General features: G+C 69.7%; 20 protein-coding genes and 1 pseudogene. 16 read left to right on the forward strand and 5 right to left on the reverse strand.

Translation table 11 applies throughout. The features are described 5' to 3' along the window. Nucleotides 1-12: 12 nt before the first annotated feature. From ACQP1K_RS16490 to ACQP1K_RS16540, 11 genes are all read left to right on the forward strand, one after another. Nucleotides 13-1,161, forward strand: a complete 1,149-nt coding sequence (locus tag ACQP1K_RS16490) for an acetyl-CoA C-acetyltransferase (RefSeq protein ID WP_433496598.1) — start codon at nucleotides 13-15, stop codon at nucleotides 1,159-1,161. Nucleotides 1,162-1,250: 89 nt separating this feature from the next. Further along, nucleotides 1,251-2,042 carry an enoyl-CoA hydratase/isomerase family protein gene (locus ACQP1K_RS16495; RefSeq protein ID WP_433496599.1) on the forward strand — a complete coding sequence of 264 codons (792 nt, stop codon included), beginning with the start codon at nucleotides 1,251-1,253 and terminating at the stop codon, nucleotides 2,040-2,042. Between the two features lie 36 nt (nucleotides 2,043-2,078). Continuing rightward, complete coding sequence (locus ACQP1K_RS16500) at nucleotides 2,079-2,855, forward strand: SDR family NAD(P)-dependent oxidoreductase (protein WP_433496600.1); 777 nt, start codon at nucleotides 2,079-2,081, stop codon at nucleotides 2,853-2,855. A 198-nt stretch (nucleotides 2,856-3,053) separates the two neighbouring features. Next, nucleotides 3,054-4,097 (forward strand): ABC transporter substrate-binding protein, encoded by a 1,044-nt coding sequence (locus ACQP1K_RS16505; RefSeq protein ID WP_433496601.1) that lies wholly within the window; start codon nucleotides 3,054-3,056, stop codon nucleotides 4,095-4,097. A gap of 102 nt (nucleotides 4,098-4,199) precedes the next feature. Further along, nucleotides 4,200-4,691, forward strand: a complete 492-nt coding sequence (locus ACQP1K_RS16510) for a nuclear transport factor 2 family protein (protein ID WP_433496602.1) — start codon at nucleotides 4,200-4,202, stop codon at nucleotides 4,689-4,691. An 87-nt stretch (nucleotides 4,692-4,778) separates the two neighbouring features. Beyond that, nucleotides 4,779-5,330: a hypothetical protein gene (locus tag ACQP1K_RS16515; protein WP_433496603.1), complete on the forward strand. Its 552-nt coding sequence runs from the start codon at nucleotides 4,779-4,781 to the stop codon at nucleotides 5,328-5,330. After that, nucleotides 5,323-6,105, forward strand: coding sequence for an SDR family NAD(P)-dependent oxidoreductase (locus tag ACQP1K_RS16520; protein WP_433496604.1), 783 nt, complete (start codon nucleotides 5,323-5,325; stop codon nucleotides 6,103-6,105). Before ACQP1K_RS16515 ends, ACQP1K_RS16520 begins: the two co-directional genes overlap by 8 nt. After that, nucleotides 6,102-6,257, forward strand: a complete 156-nt coding sequence (locus ACQP1K_RS16525; RefSeq protein WP_433496605.1) for an FAD-dependent oxidoreductase — start codon at nucleotides 6,102-6,104, stop codon at nucleotides 6,255-6,257. Before ACQP1K_RS16520 ends, ACQP1K_RS16525 begins: the two co-directional genes overlap by 4 nt. A gap of 241 nt (nucleotides 6,258-6,498) precedes the next feature. Continuing rightward, nucleotides 6,499-7,332 carry an ABC transporter ATP-binding protein gene (locus tag ACQP1K_RS16530; protein WP_433496606.1) on the forward strand — a complete coding sequence of 278 codons (834 nt, stop codon included), beginning with the start codon at nucleotides 6,499-6,501 and terminating at the stop codon, nucleotides 7,330-7,332. A 7-nt stretch (nucleotides 7,333-7,339) separates the two neighbouring features. Next, entirely contained in the window at nucleotides 7,340-8,185 is an 846-nt protein-coding gene (locus ACQP1K_RS16535) for an ABC transporter permease (RefSeq protein ID WP_433496607.1), read from the forward strand. 42 nt (nucleotides 8,186-8,227) lie between these two features. After that, a complete protein-coding gene (locus ACQP1K_RS16540; RefSeq protein ID WP_433496608.1) occupies nucleotides 8,228-9,415 on the forward strand; it encodes an alpha-hydroxy acid oxidase in 1,188 nt (395 codons plus the stop codon). 101 nt (nucleotides 9,416-9,516) lie between these two features. Here the strand turns inward: ACQP1K_RS16540 and ACQP1K_RS16545 are convergent. The 5 genes and pseudogenes from ACQP1K_RS16545 to meaB all read right to left on the reverse strand — a co-directional run. After that, nucleotides 9,517-10,557 (reverse strand): annotated as a pseudogene (locus tag ACQP1K_RS16545) (formylglycine-generating enzyme family protein); the annotation flags it as partial. A 30-nt stretch (nucleotides 10,558-10,587) separates the two neighbouring features. Next, nucleotides 10,588-11,400, reverse strand: a complete 813-nt coding sequence (locus ACQP1K_RS16550) for an SDR family oxidoreductase (protein ID WP_433496609.1) — start codon at nucleotides 11,398-11,400, stop codon at nucleotides 10,588-10,590. A gap of 139 nt (nucleotides 11,401-11,539) precedes the next feature. Beyond that, a complete protein-coding gene (locus ACQP1K_RS16555) occupies nucleotides 11,540-11,947 on the reverse strand; it encodes a cobalamin B12-binding domain-containing protein (RefSeq protein ID WP_433496610.1) in 408 nt (135 codons plus the stop codon). A 40-nt stretch (nucleotides 11,948-11,987) separates the two neighbouring features. Next, nucleotides 11,988-13,655, reverse strand: coding sequence for an acyl-CoA mutase large subunit family protein (locus ACQP1K_RS16560; RefSeq protein WP_433496611.1), 1,668 nt, complete (start codon nucleotides 13,653-13,655; stop codon nucleotides 11,988-11,990). Then, nucleotides 13,652-14,650, reverse strand: a complete 999-nt coding sequence (meaB, locus tag ACQP1K_RS16565) for a methylmalonyl Co-A mutase-associated GTPase MeaB (RefSeq protein ID WP_433496612.1) — start codon at nucleotides 14,648-14,650, stop codon at nucleotides 13,652-13,654. Before meaB ends, ACQP1K_RS16560 begins: the two co-directional genes overlap by 4 nt. A gap of 172 nt (nucleotides 14,651-14,822) precedes the next feature. Between meaB and ACQP1K_RS16570 the strand changes: the two genes are divergently transcribed. From ACQP1K_RS16570 to ACQP1K_RS16590, 5 genes are all read left to right on the forward strand, one after another. After that, nucleotides 14,823-15,617 (forward strand): enoyl-CoA hydratase/isomerase family protein, encoded by a 795-nt coding sequence (locus ACQP1K_RS16570; RefSeq protein ID WP_433496613.1) that lies wholly within the window; start codon nucleotides 14,823-14,825, stop codon nucleotides 15,615-15,617. A 101-nt stretch (nucleotides 15,618-15,718) separates the two neighbouring features. Further along, nucleotides 15,719-16,633 (forward strand): CoA transferase subunit A, encoded by a 915-nt coding sequence (locus tag ACQP1K_RS16575; RefSeq protein ID WP_433496614.1) that lies wholly within the window; start codon nucleotides 15,719-15,721, stop codon nucleotides 16,631-16,633. Next, nucleotides 16,630-17,484 (forward strand): hypothetical protein, encoded by an 855-nt coding sequence (locus ACQP1K_RS16580; protein ID WP_433496615.1) that lies wholly within the window; start codon nucleotides 16,630-16,632, stop codon nucleotides 17,482-17,484. Before ACQP1K_RS16575 ends, ACQP1K_RS16580 begins: the two co-directional genes overlap by 4 nt. Continuing rightward, complete coding sequence (locus ACQP1K_RS16585; RefSeq protein ID WP_433496616.1) at nucleotides 17,481-18,257, forward strand: SDR family NAD(P)-dependent oxidoreductase; 777 nt, start codon at nucleotides 17,481-17,483, stop codon at nucleotides 18,255-18,257. Before ACQP1K_RS16580 ends, ACQP1K_RS16585 begins: the two co-directional genes overlap by 4 nt. Further along, complete coding sequence (locus tag ACQP1K_RS16590) at nucleotides 18,254-19,459, forward strand: acyl-CoA dehydrogenase family protein (protein ID WP_433496617.1); 1,206 nt, start codon at nucleotides 18,254-18,256, stop codon at nucleotides 19,457-19,459. The genes ACQP1K_RS16585 and ACQP1K_RS16590 overlap by 4 nt, the downstream gene beginning before the upstream one ends. Nucleotides 19,460-19,462: the final 3 nt, after the last annotated feature.

Consider the following 19,462-nt stretch of genomic DNA (forward strand, 5'->3'; position numbering starts at 1 on the left):
AAGCGAGAGACAGTGGCAGAGGCATTCATCGTCAGCGCCGTACGCACTCCCGTCGGACGCCGCAAGGGCGGCTTGAGCCAGGTTCATCCCGCCGACCTCGCCGGCCATGCCATCAAGGCGGCCGTCGAGCGTGCGGGCGTCGACGCCGGTGAGGTCGAGGACGTGATCCTCGGCTGCGTCGACCAGCTCGGCGCCCAGTCCACCAACATCGCCCGCACCGCGTGGCTGTCGGCGGGCCTGCCCGAGCACGTCCCGGGCACCACCATCGACCGCCAGTGCGGCTCCTCACAGCAGGCGGTCCACTTCGCCGCCCAGGCCGTCATGTCCGGCACCCAGGACCTCGTCCTGGCCGGCGGGGTCGAGGTGATGAGCCTGGTCCCGATCTCGAGCCCGGCGATCATCGGGGAGCAGCAGGGCCTGGGCGCGCCGTACGACGGTCCCGGCTGGATCGCGCGCTACGGCGACCAGGAGGTCTCCCAGTTCCGCGGCGCCGAGCTGATCGCCGAGCGGTGGAACATCACGCGGGAGGACATGGAGGAGTTCGCCCTGCGCAGCCACCAGCGGGCGATCGCGGCCCAGCGGGCGGGCGTGTTCGACGCCGAGATCGTCCCCTTCGGGGATGTCCGGGCCGACGAGGGCCCGCGGCCCGACACCTCGCTGGAGAAGATGGCCGGCCTCAAGCCCCTCACCGAGGGCGGCCGGCTCACCGCTGCGGTCTCGAGCCAGATCTCCGACGGCGCCGCGGCCCTGCTCATCGCCTCCGCGAAGGCCGTCGAACGGCACGGCCTCACCCCGCTGGCCCGGGTGCACACCCTGGCGGTCACGGGAGCCGATCCGATCATGATGCTGAGCGCTCCCATTCCCGCCACTCAGCAGGTGCTGAAGAAGGCCGGGCTGTCGGTCGGCGACATCGACCACTACGAGATCAACGAGGCGTTCGCCCCCGTGGTCCTCTCCTGGCTGCGTGAGCTCGGCATCGACCAGGAACGGACCAATCCGCTGGGCGGCGCCATCGCCCTGGGGCACCCGCTGGGCGCGACCGGCGCGAGGCTGATGACCACCCTGGTGCACAGCCTCCGCCGCACCGGCGGCCGCTACGGGCTGCAGACGATGTGCGAGGGCGGCGGCATGGCCAACGCCACCGTCATCGAAGCGCTGTGATCCGTCGTCCGTCACGTGAGGTGGCCGCCGGCGCCACGCTCATTCAATCGACGTCGAACGTCATATCCAACCAAGGGAAGTGATCACAAATGGCCGACATGGAACGCGTGGACAGGGAGACCCTGTACGTCGAGAAGTACCCGGCGGACAGATATGCCGTTGTCACCCTGCACCGGCCCGATGTCCTCAACGCCGGCAGCCCGACCCTCTTCGGGGAGCTGGCCGACACGATCAGCTCGTTCGAGAACGATGACCAGGTCCGGGCCGTCGTGCTCACGGGTGGCACCGGCAAGTCCTTCTCCGCCGGCGCCGACCTCGGCGGCATGACCTTCGACAGCATGGGCAACTGCCGCAAGTTCATCCGCCTGGCCCACGCGCCCTTCGAGGCGATCGAGCGGCTGAGCAAGGTCGTCATCGCCGCGGTCAACGGCTACGCCTTCGGGTTCGGCACCGAGATCGCCCTCGCCTGCGACCTGGTCCTGGCCTCTGAGAAGGCGCGCTTCGGCCTGCGCGAGATGAACCACGGGCTCGTGCCCGCCGTCACGATCACCCGGGGCATCGACATGATCGGGCGGCGCCGCGTCGCCTGGATGGCCTACACCTCCGACGACCTGTCGGCGGAGGAGGCCAGGGAGTTCGGCTTCGTCAACAAGGTCGTCCCGCACGAGTCCCTGGTGCAGGAGTACACCGCCCTGGCCTCCCGGATGGCCAAGCGCGCGCCGCTCGCCGTCGCCGCCACCAAGTGGACCCTCAACAACGCGGCCGGCGGCCACTACCGCGAGGGCGAGAACCTCATGCCCGCGATCTTCGCGTCGGCCGACGTGGCCGAGGGCCGCAAGGCGTTCGAGGAGCGCCGCGAGCCCGTCTTCCGCGGCGAGTGACCCCGTGAGCACGACTGTAGGAATGCGAGGACATCAATGAGCGTGTTGGACCAGTTCAGACTCGACGGCAAGGTCGCCATCGTCACCGGCGCCTCCTCCGGCCTCGGTGTCGGCTTCGCCGAGGCGCTCGCCGACGCCGGCGCCGACGTCGTCCTGGCCGCCCGTCGCGTCGACCGCCTCCAGGAGGTCAAGGAGAAGATCACCGCGACCGGTCGCCGGTGCATCGCCGTACGGACCGACGTCTCCAAGGTCGAAGACTGCGACGCGCTGGTGGAAGCGGCGATCGAGCAACTCGGCGACGTCCACGTTCTCGTCAACAACGCGGGTGTCGGCCACGCGGCCCCGGCGCACAAGGAGGACCCCGAGGACTTCAACCGGGTCCTCGGCATCAACCTCATCGGCGCCTACTACATGGCCCAGGCCTTCGGGCGGGCGTGTATCAAGGCCAAGCACGGCGGCTCGGTGGTGAACGTCTCCTCGGTGCTGGGCATCAGCGGCGGCGACATCCCGCAGGTGGCCTACTCCTCCTCCAAGGCCGGCATGAACGGGATGACCCGTGATCTGGCGATGCAGTGGTCGGCCCGGTACGGCATCCGCGTCAACTCCCTGGCGCCGAGCTTCTTCTCCTCGGAGCTGACCGATCCCCTGCTGGCGTCCGATGTCGGGACGAGCAAGGTCCTCGCGCGCACTCCGCTCGGCCGCATCGGCGAGACCCACGAGCTGTACGGGGCCCTGCTGCTGCTGGCCTCCGACGCCGGCTCGTACATCACCGGCATCACCCTGCCCGTCGACGGCGGCTGGAGCCTTCACTGAGGACATCGCCGTAGCAGTCCGGGCTGTGAGCCGGGCCGGTCGCCGGTCCGGCTCACAGTGCTGCCCGCCGCGCGCGTCGATGACCTCCCTCTTTGCCTCAAGTCAGCAAACTAGGGCCTTGTTTCCTTCCGTTAAACGTGAAATGCTCACCGGGCAACTGAGGCCCCGCGAAGAGGCCTTGTATGATGGAGGTTCGCAATGCGCAACGGATACCAGACTCGCGTTGCTCTCGCCTCGATAGCCCTGCTGCTCACCGCCACGGCCGCCGCGTGCGGCGGCGACTCCGATGACACGTCCACCGCCGCCCAGGCCACCGGGGGCACCGAGACGGTCCGAGTGATGATGTACCCGGCCCAGTCGTACCGGCTGCCGGTGATGATCGCTCAGCAGCAGGGCATGTTCGAGAAGCGCGGCATCAATATCGAAATCACCGAGCAGCCCGCCAACCTGCAGGGCATGCAGGGCCTGACCGCGACGAAGTCCGACGTCGGCATCGTCACGGTCGGCACGCTCGGCCAGGGCTGGCAGGCCGGCGCGAAGGGCGCCTTCTTCTGCGGCGGCATCAAGGTGCTGCAGACCACTCTGATGGCTCCGGCGGACAGCACGCTCCCGTCGACCGCCGAGGGCGCCACCTGGCAGGAGGTGCTGCAGGCCCTGAAGGGCAAGAAGATCGGCATCCAGACCCCGGTGGGATCCGGTCTCCAGAAGATCTTCGCCGCGGCGCTCGAAGAGGCCGGAGTCACCGACGTGACCTACGTCAACCTCGGCGGCGGCAGCAGCGCCGCCATCGCGGCACTCGGCAACGGCAGCGTCGACGTGGCCCAGCTCAACCCGACCGGCACCCAGTTCGTCCTGGACGCCAAGTCGGGCAAGCCCCTGCTCTACATGTCCGAGGGGCCCACCACGTACAAGGAGTATTACGGCAGCGGCTGGGTGGGCAGCGCCGAGTTCCTCCAGCAGAAGCCCGCGGCCGCCAAGGCGTTCTGCGACGTCATCGACGATGCCCTGGGCTTCATCCGTGACTCCGCGAACCGCGAGACCACGCTGGACATGCTGGTGAAGGACACCGGCATCACCGAGCCCGTGGCCGAACTCGTCCTCGACCAGACCTACGGCGACTTCTCGACCGAACTGCCCAAGGACACGCTCGACACGACCTTCGACGCGTACGTCAAGCTCGGCGTTCTCGAGGCGGAACCGAAGCCGTCCTACGACTCCCTCGTGGTCCTGCCCGGGAGTTGAACCGCGCCGCTCGCGACCAGGCCGGTCCGGACTCGGCGCTCACCCGCGAAGAGCCGCCGGAGACCGTCCTCGGTCGCGAGCGGGCACGAAGGAGAAGGATCCATGGCCACAGCAGGAGGGCGTGCCGACGCCGCCCGGTCCCCTGCTCTGCAAGACCGCCTGGACATCGCGGATCTTCTGGCACGTTACTGCGTCGCGCTGGACGGCCGTGACTGGGACCTGCTGGGGCAGGTCTTCACCGAAGACGCGGCGGCCGAGTACGGCAGCGCGGGCAGCCCACGTGGACTGCCCGCCATCGTCGAGGTCGTCCGCGCCTCTCTGGAGCCCCTGGACGCCAGCCAGCACTTCATCGGCACCTCGCTGATCGAGGCGACCGGCGCCGACGAGGCGACCGGCCGCACATACCTGATCGCCCAGCATGTCAAGAACGGCACGCCTGGCGGCGACCTCTTCACCATCGCCGGCACCTACGTCGACCGGTTCGTCCGAACCCGCGACGGCTGGCGCATCGCCGACCGGCACCTGCACCACACCTGGACCCAGGGCAACCCGGCCGTGCTCGCCTCGCACCGGGCCGGGCCCGGCACCGGTTAGGGCTCAGCCCCCGGAATCTTCGCGCGCGCTCCCCCACGTATCGCGATTCCCGCCATGCCCGTCCTGTCCTCGTTCAGGAGATTGTTCATGCGTGTATCGCATCCATCCCGGATCGCTCTCCTCTCGGCCGCGCCGCTGGTCGCCGCCGCGACGGCCGCCTGTGGAGGCGGCGACCCCGCGGCTTCCGACTCGCCCGGGGCCGCGGCGACCGGGGGGACGCGGCCCCTCCGCGTGATGATGTTCCCCGCTCAGGCATACCGGCTGCCCGTCATGATCGCGGAGAAGCACGGGATGTTCCAGAAGCGGGACATCGAGATCGAGATCATCGAGCTCCTCCAGGAGCGACCTGAGAGCGCCAAGGTGTTCTGCGACGCGGTGGACGAGGCCCTGACCTTCATCGACGATCCGGCCGACCTCGCGGCCAGCGCCTCCGTGCCGGCAGCCGACACGGGGGTCAGCCCCGAGGTGGCGAACCTCGTCGTCGAGCAGGCGTACAAGGACTTCTCGACCACCCTCGACAAGGAAACCCTCACGAGGACCTTCGACATGTTCGTCGATCTCGGCATCGCGAAGGCCGAGCCGCGGCCGAATCACGACGAACCGGTGGCAGCGTCCAGACAAGGAGCGATTCATGGTTGACCTGGCCGGACGGACGGTGATCGTCACCGGTGGGGCACGTGGTCAGGGCGAGGCCGAGGTCCGCCGGTTCATCGACGCCAACGCGCACGTGCTGATCGCGGACGTACTCGAAGAGCGCGGCCGGGCACTGGCCGGCGAACTGGGCGAGCGCGCCCGGTTCCTCCGCCTCGACGTCACACGGGAGGAGGACTGGGCGGCGGCCGTCGAATCGCTGACGGACTGGCCCCCCGTGCGCGTCCTCGTCAACAACGCGGGCGTCCACTGGAAGCGCGGTCTGCTCGACGAATCCGCGGCGGAAATGTCGGCCATGCTCGACGTGAACGTCGTCGGCGCGCTGCTGGGAACGCAGGCGGTCACCGAGGCGATGACCACGGCGGGGGGCGGATCGATCGTCAACGTGTGCTCCGTGCTCGCCCTGCTCGGAGGGTACGGCAGTGCCGCCTACACGACGTCCAAATGGGCCCTGCGGGGACTCACCAAAGCCGCCGCGCTCGAACTGGGCCCACGCGGCATCCGGGTCAACGCGATCCACCCCGGATACATCGACACGCCGATGCTCACCGAGGCGGGCCACGGCCGGGACCCGGATCACTACCGTTTCCTGCCGCTCGGCCGGCCGGGCGCACCGAGGGACGTCGCGGAGTTGGTGCTGTTTCTCGCCTCGGACGAGAGCGGCTACCTCACCGGCGGTGACTTCGTCATCGACGGCGGCATGACCGCGGGCGGCGGCCCCCGGATGAACAACGCGGCAACGGAACGAGGAGGATCGGCGTGACGGACCACAACCGGCATGTCATCGTCGTGGGTGCGGGTCTGTCCGGGCTGGCGACGGCTCTCGGATCGGCCCTGCGAGGGTGCTCGGTCACGGTCTTCGAGTCGGCGGACCTGGTCGGCGGCGCTGCGGCCTACTCCGGCGGCCAGGCGTGACGGATCATCGGGTGGTTCTGCCCGTTCCCCACCTTTTCAATCCAAATATTGATATATAGCGTTAAACGTGAGATTTTTGAGTCCGGTCACCGGAGAGCCCGCCTGGCACCCACTCCGCAGTGGCTCCACCGACCGGTTCCGAGATCCTCGCAAGCTGAGGGAGACAGAGACATTGGTAGCCAGGACTGAGAGCAGATCGGCCACGACGGCCGAATCGACCGCCGCGCCCGGAGCGTCCCCCATGATCTCCTTCAAGGACGTCCACCAGGTGTTCCGCCTCCAGGGTGCCCGGGGCGCGGACGGCTCCGCCGGTTCCAGGGAACTCGTGGCCCTTCAAGGGGTAAACGTGGAGATCCATGCCGGCCAGTTCGTCGCCCTGGTCGGTGCGAGCGGCTGCGGCAAGACGACGATGCTGAACATGCTGGCGGGGCTGGTGCGTCCCACGCACGGAGAGGTCACGCTCGCCGGCAAGGCCCCCGAACTGCCCAACATGGACGTCGGTTACATGTTCGCCAGAGACGCGCTGCTCCCCTGGCGTACCGCTCGCAAGAACGTCGAGCTGCCGCTGGAGACCCGCGGCTGGGATCGCGGGAAACGCCAGGAACGGGCGCGCGAGATGCTGGAGCTGGTCGGCCTCAAGGGCCGCGAGTCGCAGTACCGCCTGCAGCTGTCGCAGGGCATGCGACAGCGTGTGGCACTGGCCCGCACGCTGGCCTCCGACCCCTCCCTGCTGCTGATGGACGAGCCGTTCGCCGCTCTGGACGCCCGCACCAAGCTCACGCTGCAGGCGGAGTTCCTGCGCATCTGGGAGCAGCGCCAGGGCAGCGACCACCGTAAAACGGTCATCTTCGTCACCCACGACCTGCAGGAGGCCGTGCTCCTCGCCGACCGGGTGATCGTGATGCTGCCCCATCCCGGCCGCATCGCCGAGGATCGCACGATCGACCTGCCACGCCCACGTGCCGAGGACCTCGGCGCGATCCAGTTCACCGACGAGTTCCAGGGCATCACCCACGATCTGTTCGAGCGGCTCGAAGGCGCGATCGGCGACCGCAGCCGCCGGGACGCGAGCTGAGGCGGTCATGACCATCACCACCGAACGACCGACGGCGGCCTCGGCGCCCAGGGGCAGCGGGACCGCGGGCAACAGCAAGCGGCCCGCCTTCTGGCAGTCGAAGGCGTTCATCAACACCGCACGCGTTCTGATCTGTGTCGTCTTCCTCGCCCTGTGGGAGTTCGCCTCCAGGCAGGGCTGGCTGGAGGAGACCCTGTTCGGACGGCCCAGCGGCGTCTGGACGGCGATGCTGGAATACCTGCCGTCGGAACGCAGCATCCAATCGATCAAGGACACGGGCGGCGCGGTCGGCGTCTCCTTCGTCATCGGCTCGGTCTCCGGCACCCTCGCCGGCCTGATCCTCGGCCTGAGCCCCACCCTCAACTCGGTCTTCGGACCGTTCCTCGCCCCGATCAACAGCGTGCCGCGCATCGCGCTGGCCCCGCTGTTCATCGCCTGGTTCGGACTGACCATGACGGCGAAGGTGGTCCTGGCCGTCAGCATCGTCTTCTTCATCCTCACGGAGAACGCCCGCTCGGCGGTGCGGTCGGTCGACGCCGACCTGATGACGATGGCGCGGGTGGTGGGCCTCAAACGCGGCTCGCTCCTGCTGAAGGTGGTGCTCCCCTCGGCCGTGCCGACGATGTTCGCCGGCCTGCGGCTGACCTTCGTCTACGCCCTGCTGGGCGTGGTGGCCTCCGAGATGGTCGCCGCCACCGGCGGTCTCGGCCAGGACATCGTGCTGTACTCGTCCTCGTACCAGATCAACACCGTCTTCGCCATCCTGGTCGAACTGATGGCCATAGCCGTCATCATGAACTGGCTGTTCAACACCGCGGAGCGGCGCCTGCTGGTATGGCAGGTCACGGATTGACCGCCACCCTCGGCCGCCCGCCCTCCACCCCAGGATCCCGCGGTGATCGGTGACTTCCGCTTCCGGCTCAACGGCGCCACCCCGCCCTTGAGCGTCGATGACTGGCGCGAGCGGGCACGCGGACGCGTCCCCCGCATGGTCTGGGCCTACATCGAGAACGGCGCGGACGACGAGCGGACCCTTCAGGAGAACCAGGCCGCCTACCGAGACTGGTACCTCAACCAGCGGGTGCTGGCCGGCGTCGCCGACGTGGATCTCACGGTGACGATCGCCGGCACCCGACTTGACCTGCCCATCGTCCTGGCTCCTACCGGACTGGCCGGGGCCGCACACTGGCACGGAGACCTCGGCGCGGCGCGTGCGGCCGAGCGGAACGGCACCCGGCTGGTGCTCAGCAGCGCCTCCTCCTACAGCATCGAGGAGGTCGGACGGGGCACCGAGGAGCACCACTGGTTCCAGCTGTACCCGTGGCGCGACCGTCGTCTGATCGGATCCCTGATGGACCGCGCCAGGGACAGCGGTTTCACCGCCCTGTTCGTGACGGTCGACGTGCCGGTATACGGCAACCGCCTGCGCGAGCGGCGCACCGGAATGGCCATTCCCCCGACCCTCACCCCGGCACGGATCCTGGACGCGGCCCGACGGCCCCGCTGGATCTACGGCTACCTGCGGCACCGCCGTACGACGCTGCGGAACCTGATCCCCGACGACGCCCGTGTGAGCGAGGTCGAGTCGGTGGAGATCCAGTCCGAGAACCTGACGGCGGACATCGGCTGGGGTGATCTGGAGTGGATCCGGTCCCGATGGAACGGCCCTCTGTACGTCAAGGGCGTGCTCCACCCCGACGACGCCGAGCGTGTGGTGGACCTCGGTGTGGACGGCGTCGTCGTCTCCAACCACGGCGGCCGGCAGCTCAACGCCGTGCCGCCCGCCATCCGCGCGCTGCCCGCGGTGGCGGAACGGATCGGCCACCGCGCCGATGTCCTGGTGGACGGCGGCATCAGATCAGGTACGGATGTCATCATCGCGCTGGCCCTCGGCGCCCGGGCCTGCCTCATCGGGCGGCCCCTGGTCTATGGGCTCGCCGGCGGCGGCACCCGGGGGGTCGCGGCCGTGCTGGCGATACTCAGAGAGGAAATGATCCGCGGCCTGACCCTGATGGGCACTCCGACGGTCAAGGACCTCGGCCCCGACAGCCTGTCCCCCGCGCGGCGGCCCACGCTGACATGACGCCCTCCACGCCCATGAAGGAGGGGCCGCCGATTCCCGGCGGCCCCTCCTTCATGGCGATCCAGCCGGCCGCCCGGCTGGACGTGGGCACCGTCCAGGTCGATGACCGAACGGCGCGCGGCTCGGACCACTGACCGATGGCAGAGATACGAGCCGCCGCGAATCACCTTCTCGGTTCCCTCGGCCGGGCCCAGCGGATCGACCCGGGTAGCCTCCGCACCGTCCACGTGCCAGGTGGTGGACCACCAGTCCGCGCACCATTCCCACACATTGCCGACGATGTTGCGGAGCCCGAAGTCGTTGGACGCGTACGCGGTCACTGGCGCGGTGCCCAGGTAACCGTCCTCGCCGGTGTTGCGGTCGGGAAAGTCCCCCTGCCAGATGTTGCACCGGTGCACTCCATCGGGCACGAGCTCGTCTCCCCAGGGAAACCGTGCCCTCTCCAGCCCCCCGCGTGCGGCACGTTCCCACTCGGCCTCCGTAGGAAGACGCTTGCCCGCCCATTGGGCGTAGGCGTCCGCGTCCCGCCAGGAGACGTGCACCACCGGGTGGTCCTCCCGTCCTTCGATCGTCGATCCCGGTCCCTCGGGCGTCCGCCAGGTGGCTCCGTACATCGGCACCCACCATGGCGTCGCCGTGGAACGCGCGGGAATGACATATCGCCAAGCCTTCTCCGTGAGAAACCCGGCGAAGACGAAGGACCAGCCGTACCTTTCCGCATCGGTGACGTGGCCGGTCTCTGTGACGAACGCCACGAACAGGGAGTTGGTCACCGTGGTGGCGTCCATCAGGAACGGCCGCACCCTCACCTCGCGCACCGGGCCCTCTCCATCGGAGGCGAACGTCTCCTCGCGATCGTCGCCCATCAGGAAGGCACCGCCGGGGATCGCCACCATTTCGCCCGTACCGGGCCGCACCCGGAGCTGCCGCCGCGCGTTCGCCGTAAGCCCCCTCCGGGGCGGCTCCTCAGCGGACTGCCGTCGCGGACCACAGCATGCGCTCACAACGATTCCTCTCCCTCTGACGGGTGGATCAAAGGCGCCCGGACCGGGAGTCGCGGCCGGAGCGGACATTCGGAGAGGTTCTGAAGCCGCCCGATGATCCAGGACCTCTTCAAGGAGCCGTCCGCGGCCCTCGCCCATCCGTGCAGTCGGGCCGCGGATCGTCGCCCTCTACCGGCGGGTGGGGATCTCGCCGAGGAACTCGTACAGGCCCTTGGACAGGTGGTGGCCGCCGTCGATGGTGAGCACCTCGCCCACCACGTAGGAAGCGTCGTCGGAGAGGAGATAGGCCACCGCGCGCGCGGTCTCCTCCGCCTTGAGCAGGCGTCCTGCCGGGATCGCCTCGATCAGGCGGCGGCGTACCTCCGGGTCGCCCGCCAGGAAGTCGGTGCCGCCCACCGGCATCCACCCCGGGGCCACGGCGTTCACCCGGACGCCCCGCCCGGCCCACTCAGCCCCGAGCGTGCGGGTCATGGCGAGGACGCCGCCCTTGGCCGAGGCGTTGTGCACGATCCCCGGGGCGCCCATCCAGGCGTACGGCGTGAGCACGTTGACCACCGCTCCCCCGCGTCCGGCGCTCAGCCAGCGCCCGGCCATCTCCGAGGTGCAGTGCCAGGTGCCGTTGAGCACGATCTGGATGACCGAGTTGAAGCCGTTCGGGGTCAGCTCCTCTGCCCTGATGGGGAACAGGCCGGAGGCGTTGTTGACCAGCCCGTCGACGGCGCCGAGGAGTTCGCCCGCCGCGTCGGCCATCGCCGCCACCGAGGCGGGGTCGCGTACGTCCGCGGTGACCGCGAACGCCCGGCCCTCGCCCAGCTCCTCGCCGATCGCCTCGACCGTCCGGTCGAGCGTCTCCTGGGTCCGTCCGCAGACCACGACCCGGGCGCCGAGCCGGCACAGCTCGGCCGCCATGGCCGAGCCGAGCCCGCCGCCTCCCCCTGTGACGACGATCCCCTTGCCGTCCACTCCGGACAACGATGCCACGATGACCCCTTCCACGATTGCGGGGAGAACCCCCGATGCCGATGCCGCCGCGCCCGGCGCCGCACCGGACGCGGCAGCGGCCCCGGGCGGAACGGAACGGCGGCCGGGCCCGTGGACGCGTACGGGCCCGGCCGCCCTCTCAGACCAGGCTGGCCTTGCCGACGTTCTCCCGGATGTACTCGGCCACGACGCCGCCGGGCAGGCCCGGCGGGAAGGACCGGTGCACTCCCAGTGCCTGGAGCGGCTCGAAGTCGACCTCGGGGATGATGCCGCCCATGATCACAAGGACCTGGTTCATGCCGCGTTCCTTCAACGCGGGGATCAGGTCGCGGGCGATCTGCATCTGCCCGCTGGTCATCACGCTGACGGCCACCACGTCGACGTCCTCCTGGAGGGCCGCCTCGGCGATCTCCTCCACCACGCCGAACCGGAAGTAGACGACCTCCATTCCGGCGTCCCGCAACTCCCGGGCGATCAGCTTGCTGCCCCGCCCGTGTACGTCGATCTTCTTCTTCGCCAGCAGGACCTTGATGTGCTCTCTGGACACGCGTCCACTCCTTGGGTGATGTGCGAGGCCCCGGACGGGCTCACTCACTGACGTACCAGCCGAACGCTTCGCGCATCGGCACCATCATCTCGCCGTTGGTCACGCCCCTGCGGGCCGCGTCCACCAGGGTGGGCATCAGGGGGCCCCTGCCGTCCTTCAGGTCCTGACAGGCCCGGCGGATGTCCGCGATCGCGGCGTCGACCTCGGCCTGGTCGCGCTTGGCCCGGTACGCCTCCAGCCGGGCCTTGGCCTTGATCTCGACCGTCTCGTCGATGCGGAACGGCTCATAGTTCTCCGGCTCGTCGGAGGTGTAGCGGTTGACCCCGACGATCGGCAGCTCGCCGCTGTTGATCAGCTTCTTCATCTCGTAGGACGAGTTGTCGATGTTCCGCTTGATCTCGCCGGTCTCGATGCCGCGCAGGTAGCCGCCCGCGGCCTCGATCTCGTTGAAGATCTCCCAGGCCGCCGCCTCCATCTCGTCGGTGAGCTTCTCCACGAAGTAGGAGCCGCCCAGCGGGTCGGCGACGTCCCGCAGGCCGCTCTCCCACATGAGGATCTGCTGGGTGCGCAGGGCCGTACGGTGCGACTCCTCGGTGGGCACGCCCACGGCCTCGTCGTAGGAGCAGGTGTGGATCGACTGCACGCCGCCCAGCACCGCCGCCAGCGTCTGCAGGGTGATCCTGGCGTTGTTGTTCATCAGCTGCTGCTGCGTCAGGACGTAGCCGCTGGTGTGCACGTGGACGCGGGCGAACATGTTGGACGGCTTGGTGACGCCGGCCTCCCGGCAGAGCCTGGCCCACATCCGGCGGTGCGCCCGGAACTTGGCGACCTCCTCGAAGACGTTCACCGTGCAGCCGATCTGGAACGACAGCCGGCCGATGAAGTCGTCGGGCGCCAGGCCGGCGGCCAGACCGGCGTCGATGATCGACTTGCCCCACGCCAGGCCGTAGGCGAGCTCCTGCACGGGGGTCGCCCCGGCCTCCGACAGGCCGTACATGAAGATGTTGGCGGGGTTCCACGCGGGCGCGTTCTCCCTGGCCCACTTGATCAGGTCGATCATCAGGGCGTAGCCCCATCTGGGCTCCCAGGAGGGCACGTCCTGGACCGCGATGCGCGGGTACCAGTTCATGGAGTTGCCGTGCATCTTCGTGGTCGGCTCGCCGCGCCGCTCGACCGCGGCGGCGAGCAGGGCGAGCGCCGGCAGGCAGTTGTCACCGGTGATCATGGAGAAGTTGGTGGTCTCCAGGTCCCAGCCGCGGATCAGCTCGTCGTAGTCGTCGCCGGTGCTCATGTGCACGCCGCACTGGCCGATGTTGCCGACGGCCTCCGGGTGGTCGGCGTCGATGCCGTACATGCAGGGGACGTCGTAGACGGTGTTGAAGACCTTGTGGCCGAAGTAGCCCTCCATGCCCTCCGCGACCATCTTCTCCATCTTCACGCGGGTCTCTTCGATGGTCCCGAAGCCGAAGACCATCTGCTGCATCCACGGCGTCAGGGCGTAGCCGTCGGGGTGCAGACCCCGGGTGTAGGGATAGACGCCGGGCATCTCCTCGAGGTCGATGCCCGCGACGTCCTCGGGGGTGTAGACGGTCTTCACCGGCAGACCGGAGAGGGTCTTGGCCGGTCGCAGTTTGGCGGCGTAACGGGCTCTGCGCTCGGCCCACGCCTGCTTGGCGGCCTCGAACTTGCTGCTGATCAAGGATGTCACTTGTTCTCCGTTCCTGGGACCGCCGCGGCCCCTGAGGGGCCGGTGAGCCGGCGGTGGGCGTTCAGCAGTGCGTCGACGTACGCCTGGGCCGCTCCGTAGGGGTCGGCCAGCCGCTCGTCGTCCAGCGACTCTCCGGCGACCTTCAGCAGCTCCTCCTGGAGCCGGTCGGCGACGAAGGCGTTGAACCTGGCCCTCCGGCGGGCGCGTTCGGCCGCGGCGCGCCATCCGGTGGCACCGGTGTGCGCGTAGTGCTCGTCGACCGCGGCGACCAGCGCCCCGATGCCTTCCCCGCGCAGCGCCGACGTCTTGAGCACGGGGACCTTCCAGCGCGACACCCCGTCCGGGCCGGTCCGCTCGAACCCCTGCGCGGCCAGATCCCTGACCGTCTGCTCGGCGCCGGGCGAGTCGCCCTTGTTGACCGTCACCACGTCGGCGATCTCGGTGATGCCGGCCTTCATCGCCTGCAGGGCGTCGCCGTACCCGGGAACCATCACCAGGACGACGGTGTGGGCGATCCCGGCGACGTCGAACTCACCCTGCCCGACCCCGACGGTCTCGATGATCACCACGTCCTTGCCCATGGCGTCCATCACGTCGACCGCGTCGTCGACGGCGGCGGCGAGGCCGCCGGAGGCGCACCGGGAGGCGATGGACCGGATGAACACCCCCCGGTCCCCGCTGGAGGCCTCGACCATCCGGTCGCGGTCGCCGAGCAGGGCTCCCCCGGTGAACGGACTGGAGGGGTCGACGGCTATCACGCCGACGGTCCGCCCCTGGCCGCGCAGCTCCCTGATGAGCGCGGCGACCAGTGTGCTCTTACCGGCTCCTGGAGGCCCGGTGACGCCGATGAGCTGGGCCCGGCCGCAGTGCGGCGCGAGCGCCCGCAGGACCTCCCGCGCCTGGGGGTGGCCGCTCTCGATCTGGCTGATCAGCCGCCCCGCGTGCAGTACGCTTCCGGCCGCGATCTGCTCGGCCGGCGTTGTCACAGCTTCCACGGGTCACCCTCGCGCTAAGTTTACGTTCAACGTTACTCTTCCATGGACCCGACCGGTACGCCATAGGGCGGCCCGCCTCGGGACTTAATAAGTTTAACGTTATACGTTACATTTCTACAAGTCGGTACGCACCCCTAGCGGCGGCCCGGAGAGCGATCTAGGAGACGAGAAGATGACCAGCGAAAACCTGGAGACCCTGGCGGTCGCGGACTCCGGAACCCGCCTCGCCATCACATTGAACCGGCCCGAGGAGCGCAACGCGCTGACCTTCGGCGCCTGGGACGACCTCGACCGGGTGATGTCGGGGGCGGAGATGCGCGACGACCTGCGCGTCATCACCCTCACCGGCAACGGTCCCGCCTTCTGCGCCGGCGTCGACTTCGGCGCGATCGGGGCGGCGCTCGAGGTGGAGAAGGGCAGCTACCCCTCGTTCATCCGGCGCTGGGCCACCATCGTGGACCGCTTCGAACGCGCGCCGCAGCCCAGCGTCGCCGCGATCAACGGCCCCGTGATCGGAGCCGGTCTCGAGCTGGCGCTGGCCTGCGACATCAGGATCGCCAGCGACCGGGCGATCTTCGCGATGCCCCAGCTGAAGATGGGGATCGTTCCCGACGTCGGCGGCACGAGCCGCCTGGCGCGGGCGACCGGCGAGGCGTTCGCCAAGGACATGATCCTCACGTCGCGGATCGTGGACGCCGAGGAGGCGCTGCGCGCCGGGATCGTCAGCCGGGTCGTCGAGCACGACCGGCTCGCCGAGGAACTGGAGGGCATCGCCGCCGCGATCGAGAGCCTCCCCTGGCCGGCGGCCTACTTCGCGGGCGTCGCCATCGAGGTCGGCCCCCGCCTCGACCCGCGCCGGGCCGCCGACATCGAGGCGATCGCCGACCAGGTGATGCTGCACCAGGAGGAGGTGTGGGAGCGGATCTCCCGCTTCATGGAGGGCAAGGGCCTGCGCGGACTCGGCTGAACAGCCGGTTCAGATCTTTACACATTTAACGTTTAACGATAGATTGCACTCACCATCCTTGGAGGAGGAGTCGTGTGCCGTCGAGAAGCTGTGGGAGAGCTATGAGCGAGAGCAGGATGCCCGACAAGGTCAGGCCCCTTGAGGCACTGGGAGAGCTCGTCGGCGACGGCGACTCCGTGGCGTTCGGAGGCGGCTGGTTCGCCAACCACCCCATGGCCGCGGTCCGCGAGCTGATCCGCGCCGGGCGCCGGAACATCCACGCCATCACGGTCGTCGGCTCGGTGGACATGGACCTGCTGGCCGCGGCCGGGACACTCGGCCGCCTGTCGTTCTCCATGGTCACCCTGGAGGCGTTCGGCCTGGCGCCCAACGTGCGCAGGGCGATCGAGTCGGGCGCGCTGCCGTTCACCGAGTTCACCGGCCTGGGGCTGCTGATCGGCCTGGAGGCGCAGGGTCGCGGCGTGCCGTACCTGCCCTATCGCGGCCCGTTCGGCTCGGACATCCCGGCGCGCTACCCCGAGATCTACGCCACGACCACCTGCCCGTTCACCGGCGAGGAGCTGACCGCGGTCCGCGCCATCAGGCCCGATGTGGCGATCGTGCACGCGCTGCGTGCCGACGCCGAGGGCAACGCCCAGTGGGACGGCACCTCGGGTCCCGACGTCGAGATGGCCAAGGCGGCCGGCCGGGTGATCGTGACCTGCGAGGAGATCGTCGACAGGAGCGTGATCGTCGAGAACGCCCACATGACGAAGCTCCCGGGCTACTACGTCGAGGCGGTCATCGAGGCGCCGTTCGGGGCGCACCCCACCTCCCACATCCCGCGCTACGCGATGGACGCCTGGGAACTCATGGACTACGCGGCGGCGGCGGGCGGCCCGTCGTTCTCGGACTACGTCGACCAGATCCGCGGCGAGAGCGAGGCGGAGTACCGGGATCGCGTGCTCAAGGGGCGCGACAGCGTGCTCAAGGGACTGGTGGACGCCGCCGAAGTCATCCAGGAGGCACAGGCATGACCGACTACGAGATCCACGAGCTGATGACCTGCCGCGTGGCGGCGGAGGTCGACGAGCAGGGCGTCACCGTGATGGGCTCGTTCACCCCCCTCGCGTATGCCTCGTACATGCTGGCCAAGCTCACCCATGCCAGGGGGGCGTACCTGGTCGGCTTCGACGCGGTGGGCATGGCCCCGATCCAGCTCTCCTTCACCGGCGCCGAGGCCTCGGCCTACAAGGGCGCGGCCTGCCGGTGGGGCATGCTGACCGAGATCAACTCCATCCATCTGGCCGGTCACGGCGGGGTGGAGGCGGTGTCCTCGGCGCAGTTCGACGGCGACGGCGCGATCAACCTGTCGGCCATCGGGCCGTTCGAGACCCCCAAGGTCCGCCTGCCCGGCGGCGCCGGCGCGGCCGAGGTCATCAAGATGTACCGCAAGATGATCGCCTACTTCGGCGACCACAACCCGCGCACGCTGGTGGAGAAGGTCGGATTCGTCACCGGCACCCGGTGGAAGGTCGGCGCCGAGTCCCGCCGGGAGGCAGGTCTCCAGCCCGGTCCGATCATCGTGGTCACCAACCTGGCCGTCCTGGTGAAGGACGAGGACGACAGGCCGTTCCGGATCGAGAGCGTGCACCCCGGGGTGGAGGTCTCCACCGTGGTGGACAAGACCGGCTTCGAGCTGGAGGTGCCGGAGAACGTGCCGTTCACGGCCGTGCCCACCGCCGAGCAGCTGGAGTTGCTCCGTACCAGGATCGATCCGTTCGGCACCGTCAAGTTCGACTTCGTCTCCGGCAAGGACCGGCTGGCCTACCTCAAGGGCGTCCTCGACGCCGAGTGGAACCGGGCGAGCAAGGCGGTCGCGTCATGAGCGTCTTCGACCGGTTCAGCCTGGAGGGGAAGGTCGCGATCGTCACGGGGGCCTCGTCCGGCCTGGGCGTGACCTTCGCGCTGGCGCTGGCCGAGGCCGGCGCCGACATCGCCCTGGGCGCCCGCAGGGTGGAGCTCCTGCGGGACACCAAGGGCAAGGTGGAGGCGCTCGGCCGCCGCTGCGTCGCCGTGCCCACCGACGTGGCGGACCCGGCGGACTGCGAACGGCTGGTCGCCACCGCCCGCGACGAGCTCGGCGACGTCGGCGTGCTGGTGAACAACGCCGGCATGGCCCGGGTCGTGCCCTCGCACAAGGACGATCCCGCGGAGTTCACCCGCGTGCTGCAGGTCAACCTGACCGGCGCCTACCAGATGGCGCAGGCCTTCGGCCGGGCGTGCATCGCCGCCGGGCACGGCGGGTCCATCGTCAACGTGTCGTCGGTGCTGGGCATGGTGTCCACCGACGCCCCGCAGACCGCCTACAGCGCGTCCAAGGCGGGCCTGCTCGGGATGACCAGGGACCTGGCGATGCAGTGGACGCTGCGGCGCGGCATCCGCGTCAACGCCCTGGTGCCCGGCCTGATCGTCTCCGACATGACGGCGGCGATCCAGGCGAACGAGCAGGCGTCGGCGAGCGCGCTGGCGAGCATCCCGATGAAACGCCTGGGCGACCCGGACGAACTGGTGGGAGCCCTGCTGCTGCTGGCGTCCGACGCGGGCAGCTACATGACGGGCTCCGCCCTGATCGTCGACGGCGGCTGGACGGCGCAGTGACAGCGGACCCCGGTCACGACGACGCCGCCGTCGAGAATCTCCGCGTGCGGGTCAGGGATTTCGTGCGCGACGAGGTGATCCCGGCCGAGCCGGAGCTGCTCTCCTCGGGGGAGATCCCCAGTGAGGAGCTCCGCCGCCGGCTGCAGCGGGCCGCGGCCGAGGCCGGCCTGCTGTCCCCCACCGCGCCGCAGCGGTGGGGCGGGCTCGGCCTGGACACCCGCGCCCAGGCGGTCGTCCTGGAGGAGGCCGGCTACAGCCTGCTCGGCCCGCTGGCGCTCAACTGCGCGGCCCCCGACGAGGGCAACATGCACCTGATGCACAAGGTGGCCACGCCCGAGCAGCAGGAGAAGTACCTGGCGCCCCTGGTGCGCGGCGAGGTCCGCTCCTGCTTCGCCATGACCGAACCCAGCCCGGGTGCCGGCTCCGACCCGTCCATGCTGCGCACCGAGGCCCGCTGGGATGGCGACGCCTGGGTGATCGACGGCACGAAGTGGTACATCACCGGCGCCGACGGCGCGGCGTGGGCCATCTGCATGGCCCGCACCCCCCAGCACGGCGACCAGCCGGCCGGGGCGACGATGTTCCTCGTCGACGCGGACAACCCCGGCATGCGCATCGCACGGCACATCGGCAGCCTCGACATCGGCTTCGCCGGAGGCCACTGCGAGGTGGTCTTCGACGGGTGCCGCGTCTCCCCCGACGCCGTCCTGGGCGAGGTGGGCCGGGGCTTCGCCTACGCCCAGGTGCGGCTGGCGCCCGCCCGGCTCACCCACTGCATGCGCTGGCTGGGCGTGGCCCAGCGGTCCCAGGACATGGCCCTGGACCGCGCCGCCGAGCGCGAGGCGTTCGGCAGCAGGCTCGCCGATCTCGGCATGATCCAGCAGATGCTCGCCGACAACGAGATCGACCTCGCGGCCTCTCGCGGCCTCATCCGCGATGCCGCCCGGCTGCTCGACCTCGGGGAGCGCGCCTCGGCCGAGACCTCCATCGCCAAGACGTTCGTCGCCGAGGCGGTGGGCCGGATCGTCGACCGGGCCGTGCAGATTCACGGCGCCCTCGGGATCTCCCACGATCTGCCGCTGTCGCTGTTCCTCCGGGAGGTGCGCCCCTTCCGCATCTACGACGGCGCCTCTGAGGTGCACCGCATGTCCATCGCCCGGCGGGCCGTACGGCGGCGCGCCGCCGCCAACTCCGCCAAGTGATCA

It is taken from the genome of Sphaerimonospora sp. CA-214678, assembly GCF_050942215.1.
GTDB lineage: Bacteria > Actinomycetota > Actinomycetes > Streptosporangiales > Streptosporangiaceae > Sphaerimonospora.

Bases quoted from the DNA above. Each gene is read 5' to 3' on its own strand.
- ACQP1K_RS16530 (WP_433496606.1), top strand. From the start codon at position 6,499: ATGATCTCCTTCAAGGACGTCCACCAGGTGTTCCGCCTCCAGGGTGCC.
- ACQP1K_RS16500 (WP_433496600.1), top strand. From the start codon at position 2,079: ATGAGCGTGTTGGACCAGTTCAGACTCGACGGCAAGGTCGCCATCGTC.
- ACQP1K_RS16535 (WP_433496607.1), top strand. From the start codon at position 7,340: ATGACCATCACCACCGAACGACCGACGGCGGCCTCGGCGCCCAGGGGC.
- ACQP1K_RS16580 (WP_433496615.1), top strand. From the start codon at position 16,630: ATGACCGACTACGAGATCCACGAGCTGATGACCTGCCGCGTGGCGGCG.
- ACQP1K_RS16575 (WP_433496614.1), top strand. From the start codon at position 15,719: ATGAGCGAGAGCAGGATGCCCGACAAGGTCAGGCCCCTTGAGGCACTG.
- ACQP1K_RS16585 (WP_433496616.1), top strand. From the start codon at position 17,481: ATGAGCGTCTTCGACCGGTTCAGCCTGGAGGGGAAGGTCGCGATCGTC.
- ACQP1K_RS16570 (WP_433496613.1), top strand. From the start codon at position 14,823: ATGACCAGCGAAAACCTGGAGACCCTGGCGGTCGCGGACTCCGGAACC.
- ACQP1K_RS16505 (WP_433496601.1), top strand. From the start codon at position 3,054: ATGCGCAACGGATACCAGACTCGCGTTGCTCTCGCCTCGATAGCCCTG.
- ACQP1K_RS16495 (WP_433496599.1), top strand. From the start codon at position 1,251: ATGGCCGACATGGAACGCGTGGACAGGGAGACCCTGTACGTCGAGAAG.
- ACQP1K_RS16520 (WP_433496604.1), top strand. From the start codon at position 5,323: ATGGTTGACCTGGCCGGACGGACGGTGATCGTCACCGGTGGGGCACGT.
- ACQP1K_RS16510 (WP_433496602.1), top strand. From the start codon at position 4,200: ATGGCCACAGCAGGAGGGCGTGCCGACGCCGCCCGGTCCCCTGCTCTG.
- ACQP1K_RS16515 (WP_433496603.1), top strand. From the start codon at position 4,779: ATGCGTGTATCGCATCCATCCCGGATCGCTCTCCTCTCGGCCGCGCCG.